This window comes from Peribacillus sp. NPDC056705 (assembly GCF_043656335.1).
Map to the genome: position 1 here is coordinate 1 of NZ_JBHTYI010000001.1, position 17,986 is coordinate 17,986.

General features: G+C 41.2%; 14 protein-coding genes and 4 tRNA genes. 16 read left to right on the forward strand and 2 right to left on the reverse strand.

Translation table 11 applies throughout. The features are described from left to right. Positions 1–319: 319 nt before the first annotated feature. From ACFRAK_RS00005 to rlmN, 14 genes are all read left to right on the forward strand, one after another. Positions 320–395: transfer RNA gene (locus ACFRAK_RS00005), tRNA-Lys, on the forward strand. An 8-nt stretch (positions 396–403) separates the two neighbouring features. Further along, positions 404–475 (forward strand) — tRNA-Glu (locus tag ACFRAK_RS00010). A gap of 23 nt (positions 476–498) precedes the next feature. After that, a tRNA-Asp gene (locus ACFRAK_RS00015) sits at positions 499–574 on the forward strand. A 27-nt stretch (positions 575–601) separates the two neighbouring features. Then, positions 602–674, forward strand: a tRNA-Phe gene (locus ACFRAK_RS00020). A 410-nt stretch (positions 675–1,084) separates the two neighbouring features. Beyond that, positions 1,085–2,506 (forward strand): peptidoglycan DD-metalloendopeptidase family protein, encoded by a 1,422-nt coding sequence (locus ACFRAK_RS00025; RefSeq protein WP_387705401.1) that lies wholly within the window; start codon positions 1,085–1,087, stop codon positions 2,504–2,506. 282 nt (positions 2,507–2,788) lie between these two features. After that, positions 2,789–3,496: a response regulator YycF gene (yycF, locus tag ACFRAK_RS00030; RefSeq protein ID WP_034316131.1), complete on the forward strand. Its 708-nt coding sequence runs from the start codon at positions 2,789–2,791 to the stop codon at positions 3,494–3,496. 5 nt (positions 3,497–3,501) lie between these two features. Further along, positions 3,502–5,334, forward strand: a complete 1,833-nt coding sequence (gene walK, locus ACFRAK_RS00035) for a cell wall metabolism sensor histidine kinase WalK (protein WP_387604925.1) — start codon at positions 3,502–3,504, stop codon at positions 5,332–5,334. Further along, a complete protein-coding gene (locus ACFRAK_RS00040; protein WP_387604926.1) occupies positions 5,331–6,659 on the forward strand; it encodes a YycH family regulatory protein in 1,329 nt (442 codons plus the stop codon). The genes walK and ACFRAK_RS00040 overlap by 4 nt, the downstream gene beginning before the upstream one ends. Next, the gene (locus ACFRAK_RS00045) at positions 6,646–7,443 is read left to right on the forward strand and encodes a two-component system regulatory protein YycI (protein WP_387604927.1); all 798 of its coding nucleotides are present in this window, start codon (positions 6,646–6,648) and stop codon (positions 7,441–7,443) included. Before ACFRAK_RS00040 ends, ACFRAK_RS00045 begins: the two co-directional genes overlap by 14 nt. Before the next feature lie 6 nt (positions 7,444–7,449). Next, on the forward strand, positions 7,450–8,244 hold the full coding sequence (locus tag ACFRAK_RS00050) for an MBL fold metallo-hydrolase (protein ID WP_192207358.1): 795 nt from the start codon (positions 7,450–7,452) through the stop codon (positions 8,242–8,244). 253 nt (positions 8,245–8,497) lie between these two features. Further along, a complete protein-coding gene (locus tag ACFRAK_RS00055; RefSeq protein ID WP_394571129.1) occupies positions 8,498–9,709 on the forward strand; it encodes a S1C family serine protease in 1,212 nt (403 codons plus the stop codon). A gap of 174 nt (positions 9,710–9,883) precedes the next feature. Further along, complete coding sequence (locus tag ACFRAK_RS00060) at positions 9,884–10,045, forward strand: CxxH/CxxC protein (protein WP_065310847.1); 162 nt, start codon at positions 9,884–9,886, stop codon at positions 10,043–10,045. A 387-nt stretch (positions 10,046–10,432) separates the two neighbouring features. After that, positions 10,433–10,912 (forward strand): 23S rRNA (pseudouridine(1915)-N(3))-methyltransferase RlmH, encoded by a 480-nt coding sequence (gene rlmH, locus ACFRAK_RS00065; RefSeq protein ID WP_387604929.1) that lies wholly within the window; start codon positions 10,433–10,435, stop codon positions 10,910–10,912. Positions 10,913–10,994: 82 nt separating this feature from the next. After that, a complete protein-coding gene (gene rlmN / locus ACFRAK_RS00070; protein WP_387604930.1) occupies positions 10,995–12,062 on the forward strand; it encodes a dual-specificity RNA methyltransferase RlmN in 1,068 nt (355 codons plus the stop codon). Positions 12,063–12,119: 57 nt separating this feature from the next. On the opposite strand, the gene ACFRAK_RS00075 is transcribed toward rlmN, so the two are convergent. Next, positions 12,120–12,452, reverse strand: coding sequence for a heme oxygenase (locus ACFRAK_RS00075; protein ID WP_387604931.1), 333 nt, complete (start codon positions 12,450–12,452; stop codon positions 12,120–12,122). Positions 12,453–12,748: 296 nt separating this feature from the next. Here ACFRAK_RS00075 and ACFRAK_RS00080 point away from each other — a divergent pair, with 296 nt between their 5' ends. Beyond that, positions 12,749–14,197 (forward strand): DEAD/DEAH box helicase, encoded by a 1,449-nt coding sequence (locus tag ACFRAK_RS00080; protein WP_387604932.1) that lies wholly within the window; start codon positions 12,749–12,751, stop codon positions 14,195–14,197. A gap of 266 nt (positions 14,198–14,463) precedes the next feature. Beyond that, positions 14,464–16,533, forward strand: coding sequence for a catalase (locus tag ACFRAK_RS00085; protein WP_387604933.1), 2,070 nt, complete (start codon positions 14,464–14,466; stop codon positions 16,531–16,533). Positions 16,534–16,596: 63 nt separating this feature from the next. Here the strand turns inward: ACFRAK_RS00085 and pepT are convergent, their stop codons facing one another. Next, positions 16,597–17,832, reverse strand: a complete 1,236-nt coding sequence (gene pepT / locus ACFRAK_RS00090; RefSeq protein ID WP_387604934.1) for a peptidase T — start codon at positions 17,830–17,832, stop codon at positions 16,597–16,599. Between the last annotated feature and the right edge of the window lie 154 nt (positions 17,833–17,986).

Consider the following 17,986-nt stretch of genomic DNA (forward strand, 5'->3'; position numbering starts at 1 on the left):
TAAAACTGCATTTGATTTTTCGTCTATCGTATATTTAGTCAAAAAAACTGCACCTCCAATTGTTAGATGTTGTCTAACAATTGGGGTGCAGTTCATTTTTGCCGGCTCTTCTTTCCTTATTAACATCCATCCATTATATGTCACGTTTTGGAGGTCCTGGATACCGAATGAATGGATTAAACTGTTGGAAAATGAAAAAAATAAGAAAAAAATAATTTTATTTCAAAAAAGTATTGCCTAACCTATATGAACCATGATATTATCAAAAGCGTCGTCACAATAGAAGTTAACATCTTGAAAAGAAACATTTCATTAGTACGAGCCATTAGCTCAGTTGGTAGAGCATCTGACTTTTAATCAGAGGGTCGAAGGTTCGAATCCTTCATGGCTCACCATTTTTTCCGGCCCATTGGTCAAGCGGTTAAGACACCGCCCTTTCACGGCGGTAACACGGGTTCGAATCCCGTATGGGTCACTTCTTTATATAAAAGCTTTACTGGTCCCGTGGTGTAGCGGTTAACATGCCTGCCTGTCACGCAGGAGATCGCGGGTTCGATTCCCGTCGGGACCGCCATTTTATTTTTCCTAAAATAGAATATTTGGCTCAGTAGCTCAGTCGGTAGAGCAAAGGACTGAAAATCCTTGTGTCGGCGGTTCGATTCCGTCCTGAGCCATCCTTTTATAAACGCCTTTCTTTTAGGGCGTTTTTTGTTTTGCTTCCAGATGTATTTTGAATGAAATCTTGTTAATAGATTGTTAACGATTTGTAATATACCAATTTTGGCCAGTTCGGCATATAACTCGCTTTTAACCTTACTGGGCCTAGGCCCACTCCTTTTTCTGCAGTTTATTGAACTTACCCCGTTCCTATATTTATTGGTACATGTTGTCACCATTTATACAGTTCCATTACATTATGAAGTCTGTTTCTTGTTTTTTTTCTTAATATGGTAGAGTTATGAGTGATAAAAATCATTATAGAAATCAGTCATATGCATGTGGATATTTAAATTGGACTAATAATTCTTGAAATAAAATTGATTAGTTTCTTAATTGGTGACTGAGCCGTTAAGGAGGACAATATATGTTTAGCTCAAAAGGCAAGGGTATCATCCTGTTGACGGTTTCCGTCATTTTAATGCTTGCAGCAAACCGGGCAACTGCTGCTGGGATATCGGAAACTACAACCACCATTCAGCATGTTTATCTTAACGATGAGTTCGTTGGAAGTGTTACGGATGAAACGGAAATCGAAAAGATCGTAGCTGATAAGGTAGAGGCAGCACAGGAAGATTATCCGGAATTTACATTCGATAAAGAGACACAGCTGATGTTTGTACCTGAAGAGGTATTCGATGAAGAGGTAAAAGAGGATCAGACTGTTAAGGGAATTCAAGATCGGTTGAATGTGAAGGCAGAGGCGTATGAAATCGACATAGATAATCAGGCGGTCGCTTATGTTGCGTCAAAGGAAGATGCCGAGGACGTTATGGAGAAAATCACTCTATTATATGTGAATGAAGAGGAATACGCTGAATATGAATCAGGTAAAAAGGAAAGTGAAAAAGATGCAGATCCGTTAAAAGAGCCGGGAAGTAGAATTCTGGACATCGAATTTTCACTACCCGTCACGTTTAAAGAGACAATGGTATATCCAGACGAAATCAAGAGCGTCGATGAAACCCTTTCCATGTTAGAAGAAGGAAAGGAAGGGACGATGATCTATGAGGCTAAGGAAGATGAGGATCTTGAAGCCATTGCCACTAGGCATGATATGGACCTGGATCAACTGCTGGAGCTAAATCCGGGACAGGATGAGGACAAAGGTGTTAAAGAGGGTGAGCGGCTCTATGTGACCCAACGTATGCCCTATGTGAACGTAAGGGTAGAAAGAGAAATATATAAGGAAGAGAGGATTCCTTTTGAAAAGAAAGTGAAGGAGGATGCCGAACTTCCAAAGGGCGAGCTCATTACTGAACAATTAGGGAATGAGGGGATTCTTTCGTTCACCTATAATGTATCCGAAACAAATGGAAAGAAAATCAGTGAAACGATCGCAAAAAAAGAAGTCACGGAAAAGGCCAAAGCAGAAATTACCAGAAAAGGAACCAAGGTCATTCCTTCACAGGGCAGCGGTACATATTCCTGGCCTGCAGATGGGGGCTATATTTCCAGTAAGCAGGGTCAGCGCTGGGGGAAACTGCATAAAGGTATAGATATTGCCCGGCCAACCACCAGGACGATAACGGCAGCAGATCATGGGATAATCGAAAGTGCCGGAAACTCCGGAGGCTATGGAAATAAGATAACGATCAATCATAATAACGGGTATAAGACAGTGTATGCCCATTTGGAATCAATAGATGTACAAACAGGACAAAAGATTGAAAAAGGCATGAAAATTGGCATGATGGGTTCAACGGGGAACTCGACTGGTGTCCACCTCCATTTTGAAATATATAAAAACGGGTCTCTCGTTAATCCTCTAAACTATATAAGCCAGTAATCGATGGAAGTCTTCGAAATTTATTCGAAGACTTCTTTGCTTCATACATAGATGAGAATAATAGGAAAAAGGTGATTTAATGCCTATAAAATGATAAAGTAGAATAGAGACAATTTGCTTTCATTCCGGTGTTCAGCCCCCCTTTTATTGGGTATATATATGTAACTTTGCTTAAAATTAGGTTGCCGGCGTTGTGCAAGCAGAAGGAAAAGTGAATAAGGTCCCGGATAAGGACATGGTTTTTAATAGATTCAGTTCAGTTATTATAAAGGAGATAAGTACATGGATAAAAAGATTCTGGTAGTGGATGACGAAAAGCCAATTGCTGATATATTACAATTCAATCTGAAAAAAGAAGGCTATGAAGTTTTTTGTGCTTATGATGGCAATGAAGCCCTCAAAATGGTAGAAGAACGGCAACCCGATTTGATTTTACTTGATATCATGCTACCGCAGCGCGATGGCATGGAAGTTTGCCGGGAAGTAAGGAAGAAGTATGAAACGCCAATCATCATGTTAACGGCAAAAGATTCAGAGATTGATAAGGTCTTAGGGTTGGAGCTTGGTGCAGACGACTATGTGACAAAGCCATTTAGTACCCGGGAAATAATTGCCCGCGTTAAGGCGAACCTAAGACGTCAGCAAGCTGTTCCGGTTCCTGATCAAGAAAATGAACCGAAGGAAATTACGATAGGAACGCTCACTATCCATCCGGATGCCTATGTAGTATCCAAGCGGGGCGATACGATTGAATTAACGCATCGCGAATTTGAGTTGCTTCATTACTTAGCGAAGCACATCGGTCAGGTCATGACAAGGGAGCACTTATTACAAACCGTGTGGGGCTATGATTATTTTGGTGATGTGCGGACGGTCGATGTAACGGTGAGACGTCTTCGTGAGAAGATTGAAGACAATCCAAGCCATCCTGGCTGGATTGTAACTAGAAGAGGGGTCGGTTATTACCTGCGTAACCCTGAACAGGAGTAGTTTCTATGAAAAAGGTTGGTTTTTTTCGCTCAATTCATTTTAAATTTGTTCTGATTTATGTATTGCTCATTTTCGTAGCTATGCAAATAATCGGGGTATATTTTGTTGGGGAATTGGAAGAAAATCTTGTCGGGAACTTTACGAAATCAATAAAAGGTCACGTTAACCTGCTTACCTACAGTATTGGTGAAGAAATGGAAAAAGAGAGGGGAGAGGAAGATCCGACCCTCGAAGAAGCGATTGATACGATATTGAGAGACCGGGATAATTCATCGAATGATATTTCGGAAGTACGTGTCATCGACACCCGCAGCAGACGCGTGATCGGGACTTCAGCTCGAAGTAACCAGGATATTGTAGGGAAGAAGACAACGGAGGTCCTTATTAAGAATACGCTCATTTATGGAAAAGAAGATAGTGATATATTTCGGGACAAGAAAACAGGCAGGCGGCTCTGGGTCCTTTCGACACCCATTGAAGCAAATGAGGAGGTCATTGGCGCCGTCTATGTAATAGCAGAGATGGAAAATGTCTTTGAGCAGATGGATGAAATCAATAGCATCTTCATGACGGGTACGGCCATCGCCCTAGCCATTACGGCAATCTTGGGGATCCTGCTCGCACGAACGATCACAAGGCCGATGTCCGATATGAGAAAACAGGCCTTGGTGATGGCGAAAGGGAATTTCTCCAGAAAAGTTAGGGTATATGGCGATGATGAAATTGGCCAGCTTGCCGTCACTTTCAATAATTTGACCAAAAAGCTTCAAGAGTCGCAATCAAGCACAGAAGGAGAGCGGCGCAAGCTTTCTTCTGTACTTTCCAATATGACCGATGGCGTAATTTCAACGGATAGGCGCGGTCGGGTGAACTTGATTAATGAACCGGCGGCACAATTATTGGATGTCTCGAGTGAAACCGTCATGAACCAACCGATCATTGAGGTTTTGGGTCTTGAAGAAGAATATAAATTTGAGGATTTACTGGAAGAGCGAGATTCCGTAATCCTTGATTACAGCAAAAAAAATCGGCCTTTCATTTTGAGGGGGAACTTTTCGGTCATTCAAAAGGAAACGGGATTCGTCAATGGATTGATTACTGTTTTGCATGATATAACAGAGCAGGAAAAAATCGAGGGCGAACGCAGGGAGTTTGTTGCCAATGTATCACATGAACTGCGAACTCCGTTAACGACGATGAGAAGTTACCTGGAAGCATTGGCTGAAGGCGCATGGAAGGACGAGGAAATCGCTCCATCCTTTTTAAGTGTGACCCAAAATGAAACGGAGCGAATGATCAGGCTTGTTAATGATCTGTTGCAGCTTTCGAAAATGGACAGTAAAGATTACAGGCTTAAAACGGGCTGGGTCAATTTCAATAAATTCTATGACCACATCATCGATCGTTTTGAAATGACGAAAAATGATGACATCACGTTTAAACGTGATTTGCCGAAGGAAGCCTATTTTGTGGATATTGATGAAGATAAAATCACCCAGGTTCTCTATAATGTAATCTCCAACTCCTTAAAGTACTCACCTGAAGGGGGTCAAGTGACTTTCCGCGTCAGGGCATCCGATGGCTTTATCATTGTGAGCATTACAGATCAAGGAGTGGGTATCCCGAAAAACGTCATTGATAAAATATTCGACCGTTTCTACCGTGTGGATAAAGCAAGGGCCCGTAACTTAGGCGGGACAGGGCTTGGTTTAGCCATTGCAAAAGAGATGGTCGTGGCGCATGGCGGAAAAATATGGGCGGAAAGTGTGGATGGAAAAGGAACTACCGTGTTCTTTACACTTCCTTACGAACAGGAAGAAGAGGATGATTGGTCATGAATTTTGAACGTGCAAAAAGTATCATACTGATTATTTTGGTCGGGACAAGCATTTTTTTGACATGGAGCATTTGGACGTACGAGCCTGAATATGATCAATTTGATCAATCGAATTATATAAAGATTAAAAGCGATGTCCAGATTGTCAGCGATGTCATTAAACCAGTCAGTATCCTTTTCCATGGAAATGGGCAGCATTTCCAGACTTCCAATCCGGCAGAAATGAATGAAATGGAAAAAGAATTTTCGCAATGGCGTTTCAGAGGCTTAAAAGAGGTATCCGTAAAAAGGCTGCAAAGGAAATTTGACGATTTTGTCCATGAAGATGGGTCGATTGAAATCGAATTTTCCGATGATATACCCATCGCTCTTTATAAAACGGTATTGAATATAACGGATAAGGAAGTGCCTGAATTTTCATTTGATCGAATGATCATTAAACAAAAGGATATCAGCGGTAAGGAATCTCCCGTTTATTTTGTTTCCTATGATCATGAGAAGATTTATCAAGGTATGGTCGACACTAAAAAACTAAGGAATTTCATGGATTCATTTTATAAGGGTTCATACGATAAGCACCCTGAATATATGGCCGAAACGATAAACAGCAAAAGGACGCTGTTCGTCCCGGAAAACCCAGTGGAGATCAACAGACTTGAATATTATATTGACGATTTGGATATTGGAAACTTGAAAAATGCGTTATTTAATTATCCGAAGTTCGTACGCCAGGAATCCGTTTCGGTCGGTGAGGAATACACGGATGGAACAAGACTTATGACGGTCAATAAAGAGAATTACTTAATTTCTTATATCAATCCAGCACAAAAGATCAAGCTATTTGGCCGTTCCAGTGACCTTTTGCAAAAAAGCATCGATTTCATCAATGATCATGCCGGCTGGGAAGATAACAATTACCGCTTTGCCTATATGTCGGAGAATGAACAACGAGTGGTATTCCGCTTATTCATAAACGGTTATCCGGCCTTCAATGAATCGGGAATGACAGAAATCGAGCAAATTTGGGGGAAAGAAGAAATTTATAGTTATGACCGCCCATACTTTTCACTTGACTCAGTCCTCCCGTCAAAAGGAGCGGCAGTGATCTTACCAAGCGGAAAAGAAGTATTGAATAAGCTGAAATCGAAAGATAATATCGATTTCAAAAGCGTGGAGGACATCTCGATTGGTTATAGATTGAATAAATCCCTCGATTCCAAACTTGTAACACTAGTTACACTCGATCCCACTTGGTATTATCGTATCGGCGATAAATGGTTTATTGTGCCTTTTGAAGAAGGAGGCGATCAAAGTGGATTGGAATAATACAAAGTCGATTTTCATCATGGTATTCTTCGTTTTGAATATTTTTCTTCTTTATCAATTCCTTGAAAAGATTAATGAATCCCAATTAGAAAGCTTTACGGAGCCCCTTACGGATGAACTTTTGAAAGAAGACGAGATTTCAATAGAAATACCACTTCCAAAACAAAAGTTGAAGGATCAATTCCTGATTGCCCAAAGCAAGAATTTCGAGAAGAAGGATATACAGCACCTGAAAAACCAAAAAGCAAAAATCATCGATGATAAGAAGCTTGTGGGTACATTTAAGATACCAGTTAGCATGAAATCGGAAATTAATGCTGCAGACCTTGATATATTCCTGAAGGAGTATATTTTAAAAGGTAGTGAGTATCATTTTTGGAGCTATGATGAAATCAGCCAGACCATCATCTGCTATCAAGTGGCAGATAAAAAGATGTTTTATAATAATAGTAAGGGGAAGGTCACTTTATATCTGAATAAGAAGGGTGAAATCGTTTCCTATGAACAGATGTATTTGGAGGGAATTGAAAAATTCAATAAACCTAAAGAATTGGTATCTGCTTTAAATGCTATTGGAGAATTGTATCAGAATGGCGATATTGATCCAAAAAGCAAAGTCACGAATGTGCAACTGGGTTTTTATAATTCGCTGCAGACGACATCTGTGTCACATTTACTTGTGCCAACATGGTGGGTGGTCATTGATGATGAAACGGATCTCTTCGTGAATGCCTTTGATGGAGAGGTCATTGAATTGAATACAGAAGAAAAAATACTGGAGTGAGTAAAGATGACAATGCATTTTAGTGTTCTCGCAAGCGGGAGTACAGGAAATGCCCTTTTCGTGGAAACGGGGGATCAATCATTCCTTGTCGATGCCGGCTTAAGCGGTAAAGCCCTGGAAGCATTGTTTCAGGATATTGGCCGTGATATGTCGAAGCTATCCGGTATCCTCGTTACCCATGAACACAGCGACCATATTAAAGGTCTTGGCGTGGTTGCCAGAAAACATAAACTCCCGATATATGCGAATGCAAAAACATGGAATGCCATGGATCGATCAATCGGTGAAATTGCAACAGAACAAAAATTCACATTTGAAATGGAACAGGTCAAAACGTTCGGCAGTCTTGATATAGAATCTTTTGGCGTTTCACATGATGCGGCAGAGCCGATGTTTTATGTCTTTCATCATGAGGATAAGAAACTTGTAGTCATCACCGATACAGGGTACGTAAGTGATCGGATGAAAGGAATCATCTCGAATGCCGATGCTTATGTATTTGAAAGTAACCATGATGTGTCCATGCTGAGGATGGGAAAATATCCATGGAGCATCAAGCGCCGGATTTTAAGTGATGTCGGACATGTTTGTAATGAAGACGCTGCCCTTGCAATGAGTGAAGTGGCCGGTGATAAGACCAAGCGGATTTACTTGGCCCACTTAAGCCTTGATAACAATATGAAGGATCTAGCAAGAATGTCGGTGGAACAGACGTTAAAAACAAAGGGGATTATCGTTGGCGAACAATTTTCCTTATATGATACTGATCCGAAAAGACCAACGGAACTTGTTACGTTATAAATAAAAGGAATGGACGAGGGGTACCTTGTTCATTCCTTTTTTGTTTTTAAAAAATTCGATTCGCAAGTTACGAATCGGATTAAAAGGGGTATCGTTTGGTTAGAACTGTATAAGTAAAAGGAAAATCGCTGTATACCCTAAAAAAAAGCATACATTTTTTTAGAAAAAATTCGGTAATTGAGTATAATTGAGGGAGGATGCCAAACAATAGAATTGCTATAATTCATTCCTAAAATGAGAGGATGGGGCGGTCTTGGGTTATTATGATCAGAATGATGAGAACCAAAATAAACGGAAAAAAGGCCAAATGGGCTATTTTCTAGCAGGCTTGGGGGGCGTCATCATCGGGGCCTTACTTATTTTACTGGGAAGTGGGCTGTTAAATAACGATGATAACGAAATTACAATGGAGAAATCAACGGAGAATGGGCATGCGGAGCAGTCACAGCAAAACCTTACCCTTGATGTAACAAGTGCTGTCACCAATGCTGTTGATAAGGCCAGTGACGCAGTGGTCGGGATAACTAACATTCAGGAAACGAACTTCTGGGGTCAAGGGAGCAAAGCCGGGGACAGTTCGGCAGAAGCCGGCACTGGTTCTGGAGTCGTCTACAAAAAAGATGGGGGCAAAGCTTATATCGTCACGAATAATCACGTCATTGAAGGCGCTAATGAACTGGAAGTGACATTAAGTGATGGAACTAAATTGCCAGCTGAACTGCAAGGTAGTGACCCATGGACAGATTTAGCTGTCATTGTCGTGAATGGTGATAAAATCAAAACCATTGCCGAATTCGGAAAATCCGGCAAATTGAAACCTGGTGAGCCTGTAATTGCCATTGGCAATCCATTAGGCCTCCAATTCTCTGGATCGATCACACAAGGAATCATCTCAGGTTTGGAGCGTACGATAGAGGTGGATATCAATGAGGACGGGCAAGTCGATTGGAATGCGGAGGTCATCCAGACCGATGCGGCGATTAACCCGGGTAACAGCGGGGGGGCACTCGTTAATATGTCAGGGCAGGTCATCGGAATAAATTCGATGAAGATTGCGGAAAATGCAGTGGAAGGAATCGGTCTTTCCATTCCGATCGATTCAGTTATACCAATTATTAACGATATAGAGGAATTTGGTGAAGTGAAACGTGCCTTCTTGGGTGTGAACTTGGCATCTGTAGAAGAGATTTCCCAATACCATCAACAAAATACATTAAAGTTACCAAGGAAAGTTACATCTGGCGTTGCAATAACAGGCGTTCAAAGCAATTCTCCAGCATCCAAAGCAGGATTGAAGGAATTTGACGTCATTGTTGGAATGGATAATGAAAAAATTCATGACGTCGTGGAATTACGAAAATACCTTTACAACGAAAAGAAAATCGGAGATAAAGTTAAAATCATTTATTACCGTGACGGAAAGAAAGAAACTAAGGAAGTCAAACTTTCAAGCAGCGAAATTTAAAAGCAAAAAGGACAGGGGGAAAAATGACCCCTGTCCTTTCTATTTCCTTGCGATTTTCTTATTTTTTGTTACGATTACCTGTGGATATATACTTAAATTAAAGATCTCAAGTAACTTGTGGATAATTGGGAATAGAAGCATTGGGAATAATGAGTGGGAAAGGAGATATGAAAGATGAAATTATATTGCTGTCAGGAACACGTGGACATGGCGCTGGATGAAGTGGTATACGAATGTGAAACTTATCCTGTCTTAACGCTGGTTCCAGAAGAAAATCAGTTATCAACAACCTGTGAATATTGTCGAAACGTGGCAATATATCTAGTAGGGAACTAGTATTCCCATACAAGATGTGGATAGATTTTGTGGATATGTGGATAACTTTTGTGGATAACATGTTCGTAACCTGTTCTTAACATGTTCTTAACATTTTCCGAAGAATGAAGCGGCGGGTGGGATGGTTTAGATTCGAGCTTTTGGTTGTATGAAAATCAACATAATTCTTCATCGGATCTGAACTAAGTCCGCTCAATTTCTTCAATACACATTAAAAAATAATGAAAGTTACCGTTGCCGCTTTCAGGGGCAGCGGTTTTTATTATAAAAGCATTAAAAATTGGAAAGGATATGCTTGTTTTGCTTATAGGTCACTGTAAGGTATGATAATAGGTAGGCAAATCCAACAATTGATAGTAAAAACATAATGAAAGCTAGAGGATATATATGAAAATAACGATTATTACTGTTGGCAAGCTAAAGGAAAAATACTTAAAGCAAGGAATTGCTGAATATACAAAAAGGTTAAGCGCCTATGCTAATATAGAACTTGTCGAAGTACCGGATGAAAAAGCTCCGGAGAACCTGAGTGCAGCGGACATGGACATTGTTAAGCAAAAGGAGGGTGAACGAATCCTGGCGAAAGTCAGCCCGGACACCTATGTAATTACGCTTGAGATCACTGGAAAACAGCTTACTTCAGAGCAGCTGGCCACTCATTTGGATCAGCTCGCCACCTATGGAAAGAGCAAAATTGCGTTTATTATTGGCGGGTCGCTTGGGCTTGGCACCGAGGTGTTATCAAGAAGTGATTATGCCCTTTCCTTCTCGAAAATGACCTTTCCGCACCAATTAATGAAACTGGTTCTAGTGGAGCAGATATATCGGGCTTTTCGGATAAATAGAAATGAACCATATCATAAATGAACTGAACTGATTCCTGGGGAATTCCCCGTAAGGGTAATGGGATAACATTTTAAATCTTAATGTAATGAAAAGAGGGTAACGAATGAATAAAGAGTCCATTTATGGTTTAACATTCGAACAATTGACGGCGTGGCTTTCGGACCATGGCCATAAAAAATTCAGAGCTTCCCAAGTCTGGGAGTGGCTTTATAGAACACGTGTGACAAGTTTCTCTGAAATGACGGATGTTAATAAAGAGTGCATAAAATTACTTGAAGAGCACTTTGTCATACAGACTTTGACTGAACACGTCAAGCAAGAATCAGCGGATGGCACGATTAAGTTCTTGTTTAAATTACAGGATGGAAACCTTATCGAAACGGTCATGATGAGACATAAATACGGAATATCGGTTTGTGTCACCACCCAAGTGGGCTGCAATATTGGCTGCAGTTTCTGTGCCAGTGGATTATTGGCCAAAAGCCGTGATTTATCCAGCGGGGAAATAGTGGAACAGATCATGAACGTTCAACTTCATCTGGATAAATTGGAACATGAGGATGTTGTAAGCCATGTTGTTGTAATGGGGATTGGCGAACCGTTCGATAACTTTGAAAATATGTTAGACTTTTTGAAGGTGCTCATGGACCATAAGGGCCTTGCTATAGCGGGCAGGCGCATTACTGTTTCGACGAGCGGTCTTGCCAATAAGATTTATGAATTCACTGATACCCAATTACAGGTGAATCTGGCCATCTCATTGCATGCGCCGAATAATGAGCTCAGGACACAGATCATGAAAATAAACCGAGGTATCCCGATAGAAAAATTGATGAAATCTCTTGATTATTATTTAGAGAAAACGAATAGGAGAATTACGATTGAATATATCCTATTGAAAGATGTCAATGACCACCAAGAAGAAGCCGAGCAACTCGCCACTCTTCTTGAGGACAAAAAACATCGGCTCTATGTCAACCTGATTCCCTATAATCCTGTAGATGAGCATAGTCAATACCAAAGAAGTGAAAAAGAGTCCGTTCTCGCATTTTATGATACGCTGAAAAAGAGAGGCGTAAATTGTAAAATCCGCCAAGAACATGGAACGGATATTGATGCAGCTTGCGGCCAGCTTAGAAGCAAGCAAATCAAGAAAGCTGAAGCCCAGTAATTCACTAAGAGAAAACAACAAAAGAGGCCGCATATTTTGCGGCCTCTTTTTGTTTTATTATTTAGCTATTTCCTTTATCGAGGCGACTTCATACGTTGTAAGCTCGCTGCCTAGAATTGGAGATTCTTTTTTTGCTTCACCGGAACCTGGCTCAGGCCGTTTATGTGCAGCTTTGAATGCATCGCTATTTCTCCAAGCGGTAAAGTTATCAAGGTTTTCCCAGTACATATTAACGCTCAGTTCATCGTGGTCCGACAAATTCTGCGTTAATAATACTTCAACTTTTACGAAGCCTTCCGTAGTATCAAGTGGACCTGGTGCAGTAAATCCTGGGGCCATGACTGCACCCATCCCTTTTTTGACTCTGATTCTATTCGTTACGATTATCATAAATCAGCACTCCTTTTGGACATCAGTTTAGAAACTACACCCTATTTCGGCTTTTATATCATACATATTTTAGCATATTGAAAGAAGCAGGGTCCATTTTGAATATCTCAGATCATGATACCCTGATGACCATTGTTTTAATGAAGACGAACGTTTCATTATATTGAAATAAGGCAATTGAATTGGGTTATTACAAGGTTTATCGATGCATATCGCGTATAATAGAACCTTGTATAAGGAAATTACGATTATGGAAACAATAAAGCAACATACTAAACAACAAAAGAGGCTGTCATATGAATGAATTGAGTTTTACTGATTATACATTAAGCGATGAAATTGTAAGGGCATTAGAAAGCTTGGGATATCAACGTCCAACAGAAGTACAGCGTGAGGTGATACCAGTGGCGCTGGAAAAGAAGGATCTTGTCGTTAAATCCCAAACGGGAAGTGGCAAGACCGCTTCATTCGGCATACCGATCTGCGAAATGGTCGATTGGGAGGAGAATAAGCCTCAGGCGCTTATTTTAACACCGACACGTGAGTTGGCTGTACAAGTAAAAGAGGATATTACGAATATAGGCAGATTTAAAAGGATAAAGGCAACTGCGGTTTATGGAAAGCATCCTTTCGCACTGCAAAAAGCGGAATTGAAACAAAAGAGCCATGTAGTCGTCGGAACCCCGGGGCGTGTCCTGGATCATATCGAGAAAGGGACATTTGCCTTGGAACGCTTAACTCATTTGGTCATTGATGAAGCTGATGAAATGCTGAATATGGGCTTCATCGAACAAGTGGAAGCCATTATTAAAGAGCTTCCGAAAGATAGAGTAACCATGCTGTTCTCTGCTACGTTACCTGAGAGTATAAAAAAGCTATGCAAGCAATATATGAAAGATCCCTTGGATATTGAAATCAAAGCAAAGGGTGTAACGACGGAGAAAATTGAACATGCTCTTATTGAAGTGAAGGAAGACGATAAGTTTTCCCTGCTTAGAGACGTCACCATCACGGAAAACCCTGATAGCTGCATCATTTTCTGTCGGACGAAGGATAGGGTAGACCAAGTATGTGAACAGCTGCTGGAACTGGAATATCCGTGTGATATGATTCACGGCGGTATGCTTCAGGAAGATCGCCTTGCAGTGATGAATGAATTCAGAAGAGGTGAATTCCGCTATTTGGTTGCGACAGATGTTGCTGCCCGTGGAATTGACATCGACAATATAACCCATGTGATTAACTATGACCTGCCAATGGAAAAAGAAAGTTACGTACATCGAACTGGAAGAACGGGCCGTGCCGGTAAAAAAGGAAAAGCAATTACTTTTGTGACGCCGTACGAAGATAAATTCCTTGCTGAGATTCAAGAATATATCGGTTTTGAAATCCCTAAGATGACTGTTCCTTCAAAAGAGGAAGTCTCCAATAAAAAAGTGGAATTCGAAGCGAAACTGGAAGCTCGTCCAAAAATCAAAAAAGATAAAAGTGAACAGTTGAATAAACAAATCATGAAACTGTATTTTAATGGCGGCAAGAAAAAGAAACTCAGGGCAGTAGATTTTGTCGGAACCATCGCAAAGATTGATGGAGTGAATGCAGAGGATATCGGGATCATTACGATCCAGGACAATGTGTCTTATGTGGAAATATTGAATGAAAAGGGACCGCTTGTCTTGAAAGTGATGAAAAATACGAAAGTAAAAGGGAAACTTTTGAAGGTTTCAGAGGCTTTTAAAAGGTAAGGTGTTGAATGGAAGGAAGCGGGAAGACCGAAATATCGGTCTTCCCGCTTCTTTTTTATATGTTTTTCTTTCCGTCCCCAGTGTTTCAAAACGAATTCGACCTACCCCAAAATAATTTTACCTACCGTGAAGTTTCTTTTTCTGAATTCTGTTTATCCGTCAAAATAGAGTGGTATATGAGGAAGGATGACGCAATTATTTCGAATCAAATAATACATACAACACGATTTAATCTGAATTCTTAGACATGGAGGGGAATGAGTGGGATGACAAAAGCAAATGAAAACGGAAGAATCGATGAGAAAAGTAAGCAGAGACAGCTGGATCAATATCGAGTGGACGATAATGGGAAAAAGATGACGACTAACCAAGGTTTGCGCATTTCTGAGGATGAGCATTCTTTAAAGGCGGGCACACGTGGTCCAACGTTGATGGAGGACTTTCATTTCCGGGAAAAAATGACTCATTTTGACCATGAGCGTATTCCTGAGCGAATTGTCCATGCCCGTGGATCTGGTGCTCATGGATATTTTCAAGTATATGAACCGATGGCCGAATATACAAAGGCCAAGTTTCTTCAAGACCCTTCAGTCAAGACACCGGTATTCGTTCGTTACTCCACGGTGGCAGGTTCCCGTGGATCGGCAGACTCGGTCCGTGATGTAAGGGGATTTTCGACAAAGTTTTATACGGAGGAAGGGAACTATGATTTGGTCGGAAATAATATTCCGGTATTTTTTATCCAGGATGCCATTAAGTTCCCTGATTTAATTCATGCGGTTAAACCGGAGCCTCATAACGAAATACCTCAGGCTGCGTCTGCCCACGATACTTTTTGGGACTTCGTCGCCAACAATGAAGAAACGGCTCATATGGTCATGTGGCATCTTTCTGATAGGGCCATACCAAGAAGTTTCCGGATGATGGAAGGGTTTGGTGTCCACACATTCCGTTTTGTAAATGAACAAGGCGTGGCCCATTTCGTTAAATTCCATTGGAAGCCTGTACTGGGAGTTAAATCCCTTGTCTGGGATGAGGCACAGAAAATTGCAGGGAAGAATCCTGACTTTCACCGCCAAGATCTATGGGAAGCGATAGATACCGGAAATTATCCTGAATTTGAATTTGGTGTGCAAATGATTAAAGAGGAAGATGAATTCAAATTCGACTTTGATATCCTTGATCCCACTAAACTATGGCCGGAAGAACAAATCCCGGTGAAAATAATCGGAAAAATGGTTTTGAATCAAAATACGGATAACTTTTTTGCAGAGACAGAACAGATAGCATTCCATCCGGGGCATGTCGTACCGGGTATTGATTTTTCAAATGATCCGCTGCTCCAGGGACGTTTATTCTCATACACCGATACCCAGCTATCCCGATTGGGAGGACCTAATTTCCATGAGCTTCCGATTAATAGGACGGTTGCCCCCGTTCATAATAATCAACGCGATGGCATGCACCGAATGTCTATTAATCCAGGGCAGGTCAGCTACCACAAAAATTCCCTTGCAGACAACTATCCCGAACCTGCTTCAGAAAAAGAAGGCGGCTATGCACATTATCAGGAAAAAGTCGATGGCAGGAAGGTCCGACAACGCAGTGAAAGCTTCAAGGATCATTACAGCCAGGCTAAATTATTTTGGAATAGCATGACGGAAGTGGAGAAGGAGCATATTATTCAGGCTTTCCACTTTGAAGTGGGAAAAGTGAAAAGTAAGGACGTTCAGCAGCAAATCGTCGAGATGTTCAGCAATGTAGATGTCGAGCTGGCTAAAACGATCGCTATTGGAGTGGGCGTGAATCCTCCAGCCAACAAAAGTGAGGTCAAAATGGATTTGGCTTCTCCGGCTTTAAGCCAGGAGCAAATGAAAGTGAACACGGCCGCAACAAGGAAAGTGGCAATCTTGGCTGCAGATGGTTTCAACGGGTCAGAGGTTAATCAAGTCTTGGAATCATTTAAATCAGCAGGGATAACGGCTGAAATCATCAGTCATAATCGTGGATTGATTACAAGTTCTGAAGGACAGCAGGCCGAGGTGAATCAGACATTCTTGACAGCCGATTCGGTACTTTTCGATGCTGTATATGTGGCAGGAGGCCAGAAGAGTGTCGATGCTCTAAAGGCATCCAAGGAACCAATTTACTTTATCGATGAAGCCTACAGTCATTTCAAAGCGATTGGTGCAGGAAAAGAAGGTGCCGAGATCTTATCGAAGGCAGGCATCGTTTCCAATGATCCAGCTTCAGGCATTGTAGCCGTTACGGATAATAATAGTGGTACTGTCTTTATCGAGGCAATTGCCAAGCACCGTCACTGGAATCGCGCTTAATATTGGATGAAAAACCCCCAGACTTTTGGTCGGGGGTTTTTCAATAAAGGCATTTCTATCAAGCTACTTTGCTTTTTCTTCAAAAAGCGATGCAATGCCGACGATCACCTTGGTGGCCAGGATCATATTATCGACGGAAATAAATTCATATTTACCATGGAAGTTCTCCCCGCCCGTGAAGATGTTGGGGGTTGGCAGGCCCATATACGATAATTGAGAACCGTCCGTACCACCGCGTATTGGCGAAATTTTCGGTTTTATATCGAGTTTCTCCATTGCCTCGTGGGCAATATCCACGATTTCCTTCACGGGCTCGATTTTCTCCTTCATGTTGAAGTATTGGTCGTGTAATTCAAGCTGAATACGGTTTTGCCCATATTTTTCTTTTAAATCTTCGATTACTTTTGTTATATATTCCTTGCGTTCAATGAATTTTTGGCGGTCGAAATCCCTGATGATATAAGAAAGCTTGGTCTCTTCCACATCACCGTTAAAAGAAATCAGATGATAAAATCCTTCATAACCTTCCGTATATTCCGGTGCTTCTGCCAATGGGAGTTTATTATGGAATTCCATGGCGATTTTGGCGGAGTTGACCATTTTTCCTTTAGCCGTACCAGGGTGAATATTCGTCCCTTTGATCAGGATTTTGGCAGATGCCGCATTGAAGCTCTCATATTCAAGTTCTCCAAGTGGTCCACCGTCCACGGTGTAGGCAAATTGGGCATCAAAAGCATCTACGTCAAACTTATGGGGTCCCCTGCCGATTTCCTCATCGGGAGTAAAAGCAACCCGGATTTTTCCATGCTTGATTTCCGGATGCTGGATCAAATAATCCATGGCAGTCATGATTTCGGCAATTCCAGCCTTATTATCGGCTCCCAACAGGGTTGTCCCATCCGTTGTAATCAAGGTATGCCCTATATAGTTCTTAAGCGAAGGAAAATCATCAGGTGAAAGAACGACATCCAATTTTTCATGTAAAGTAAGATTGTTGCCATCATAGTTGTCAACGACTTGCGGTTTTACATCTTTTCCAGTGAAATCCGTTGCTGTATCGACATGGGCCAAGAAACCGATTGTCGGGACATCCTTACTTGAATTGGCTGGCAAGGTTGCCATGACATATCCGTTCTGATCAATTGTCACTTCCTTCATCCCAATGGATTGAAGTTCCTTGACCAATGCATTTGCCAAGGTCAACTGTCCGGGTGTAGAGGGGCATGATGGATTTTCTTCATTCGATTGGGTATCCACTTTCACATAAGAGGTGAATCTTTCAATGATTTCATTTTTCACTTTTCCTTCAACTCCTTTTTCCCTTATCTTACCATGATTGAACGAAATGGAAAAATTATCTTTACCTATGTGAGACATACAGACTTATTTTCCAAATCTTCAACGGTGGTGTCCTCAGCAAAGAACAGCATATCCGAAATGGCATGCCGTTCTT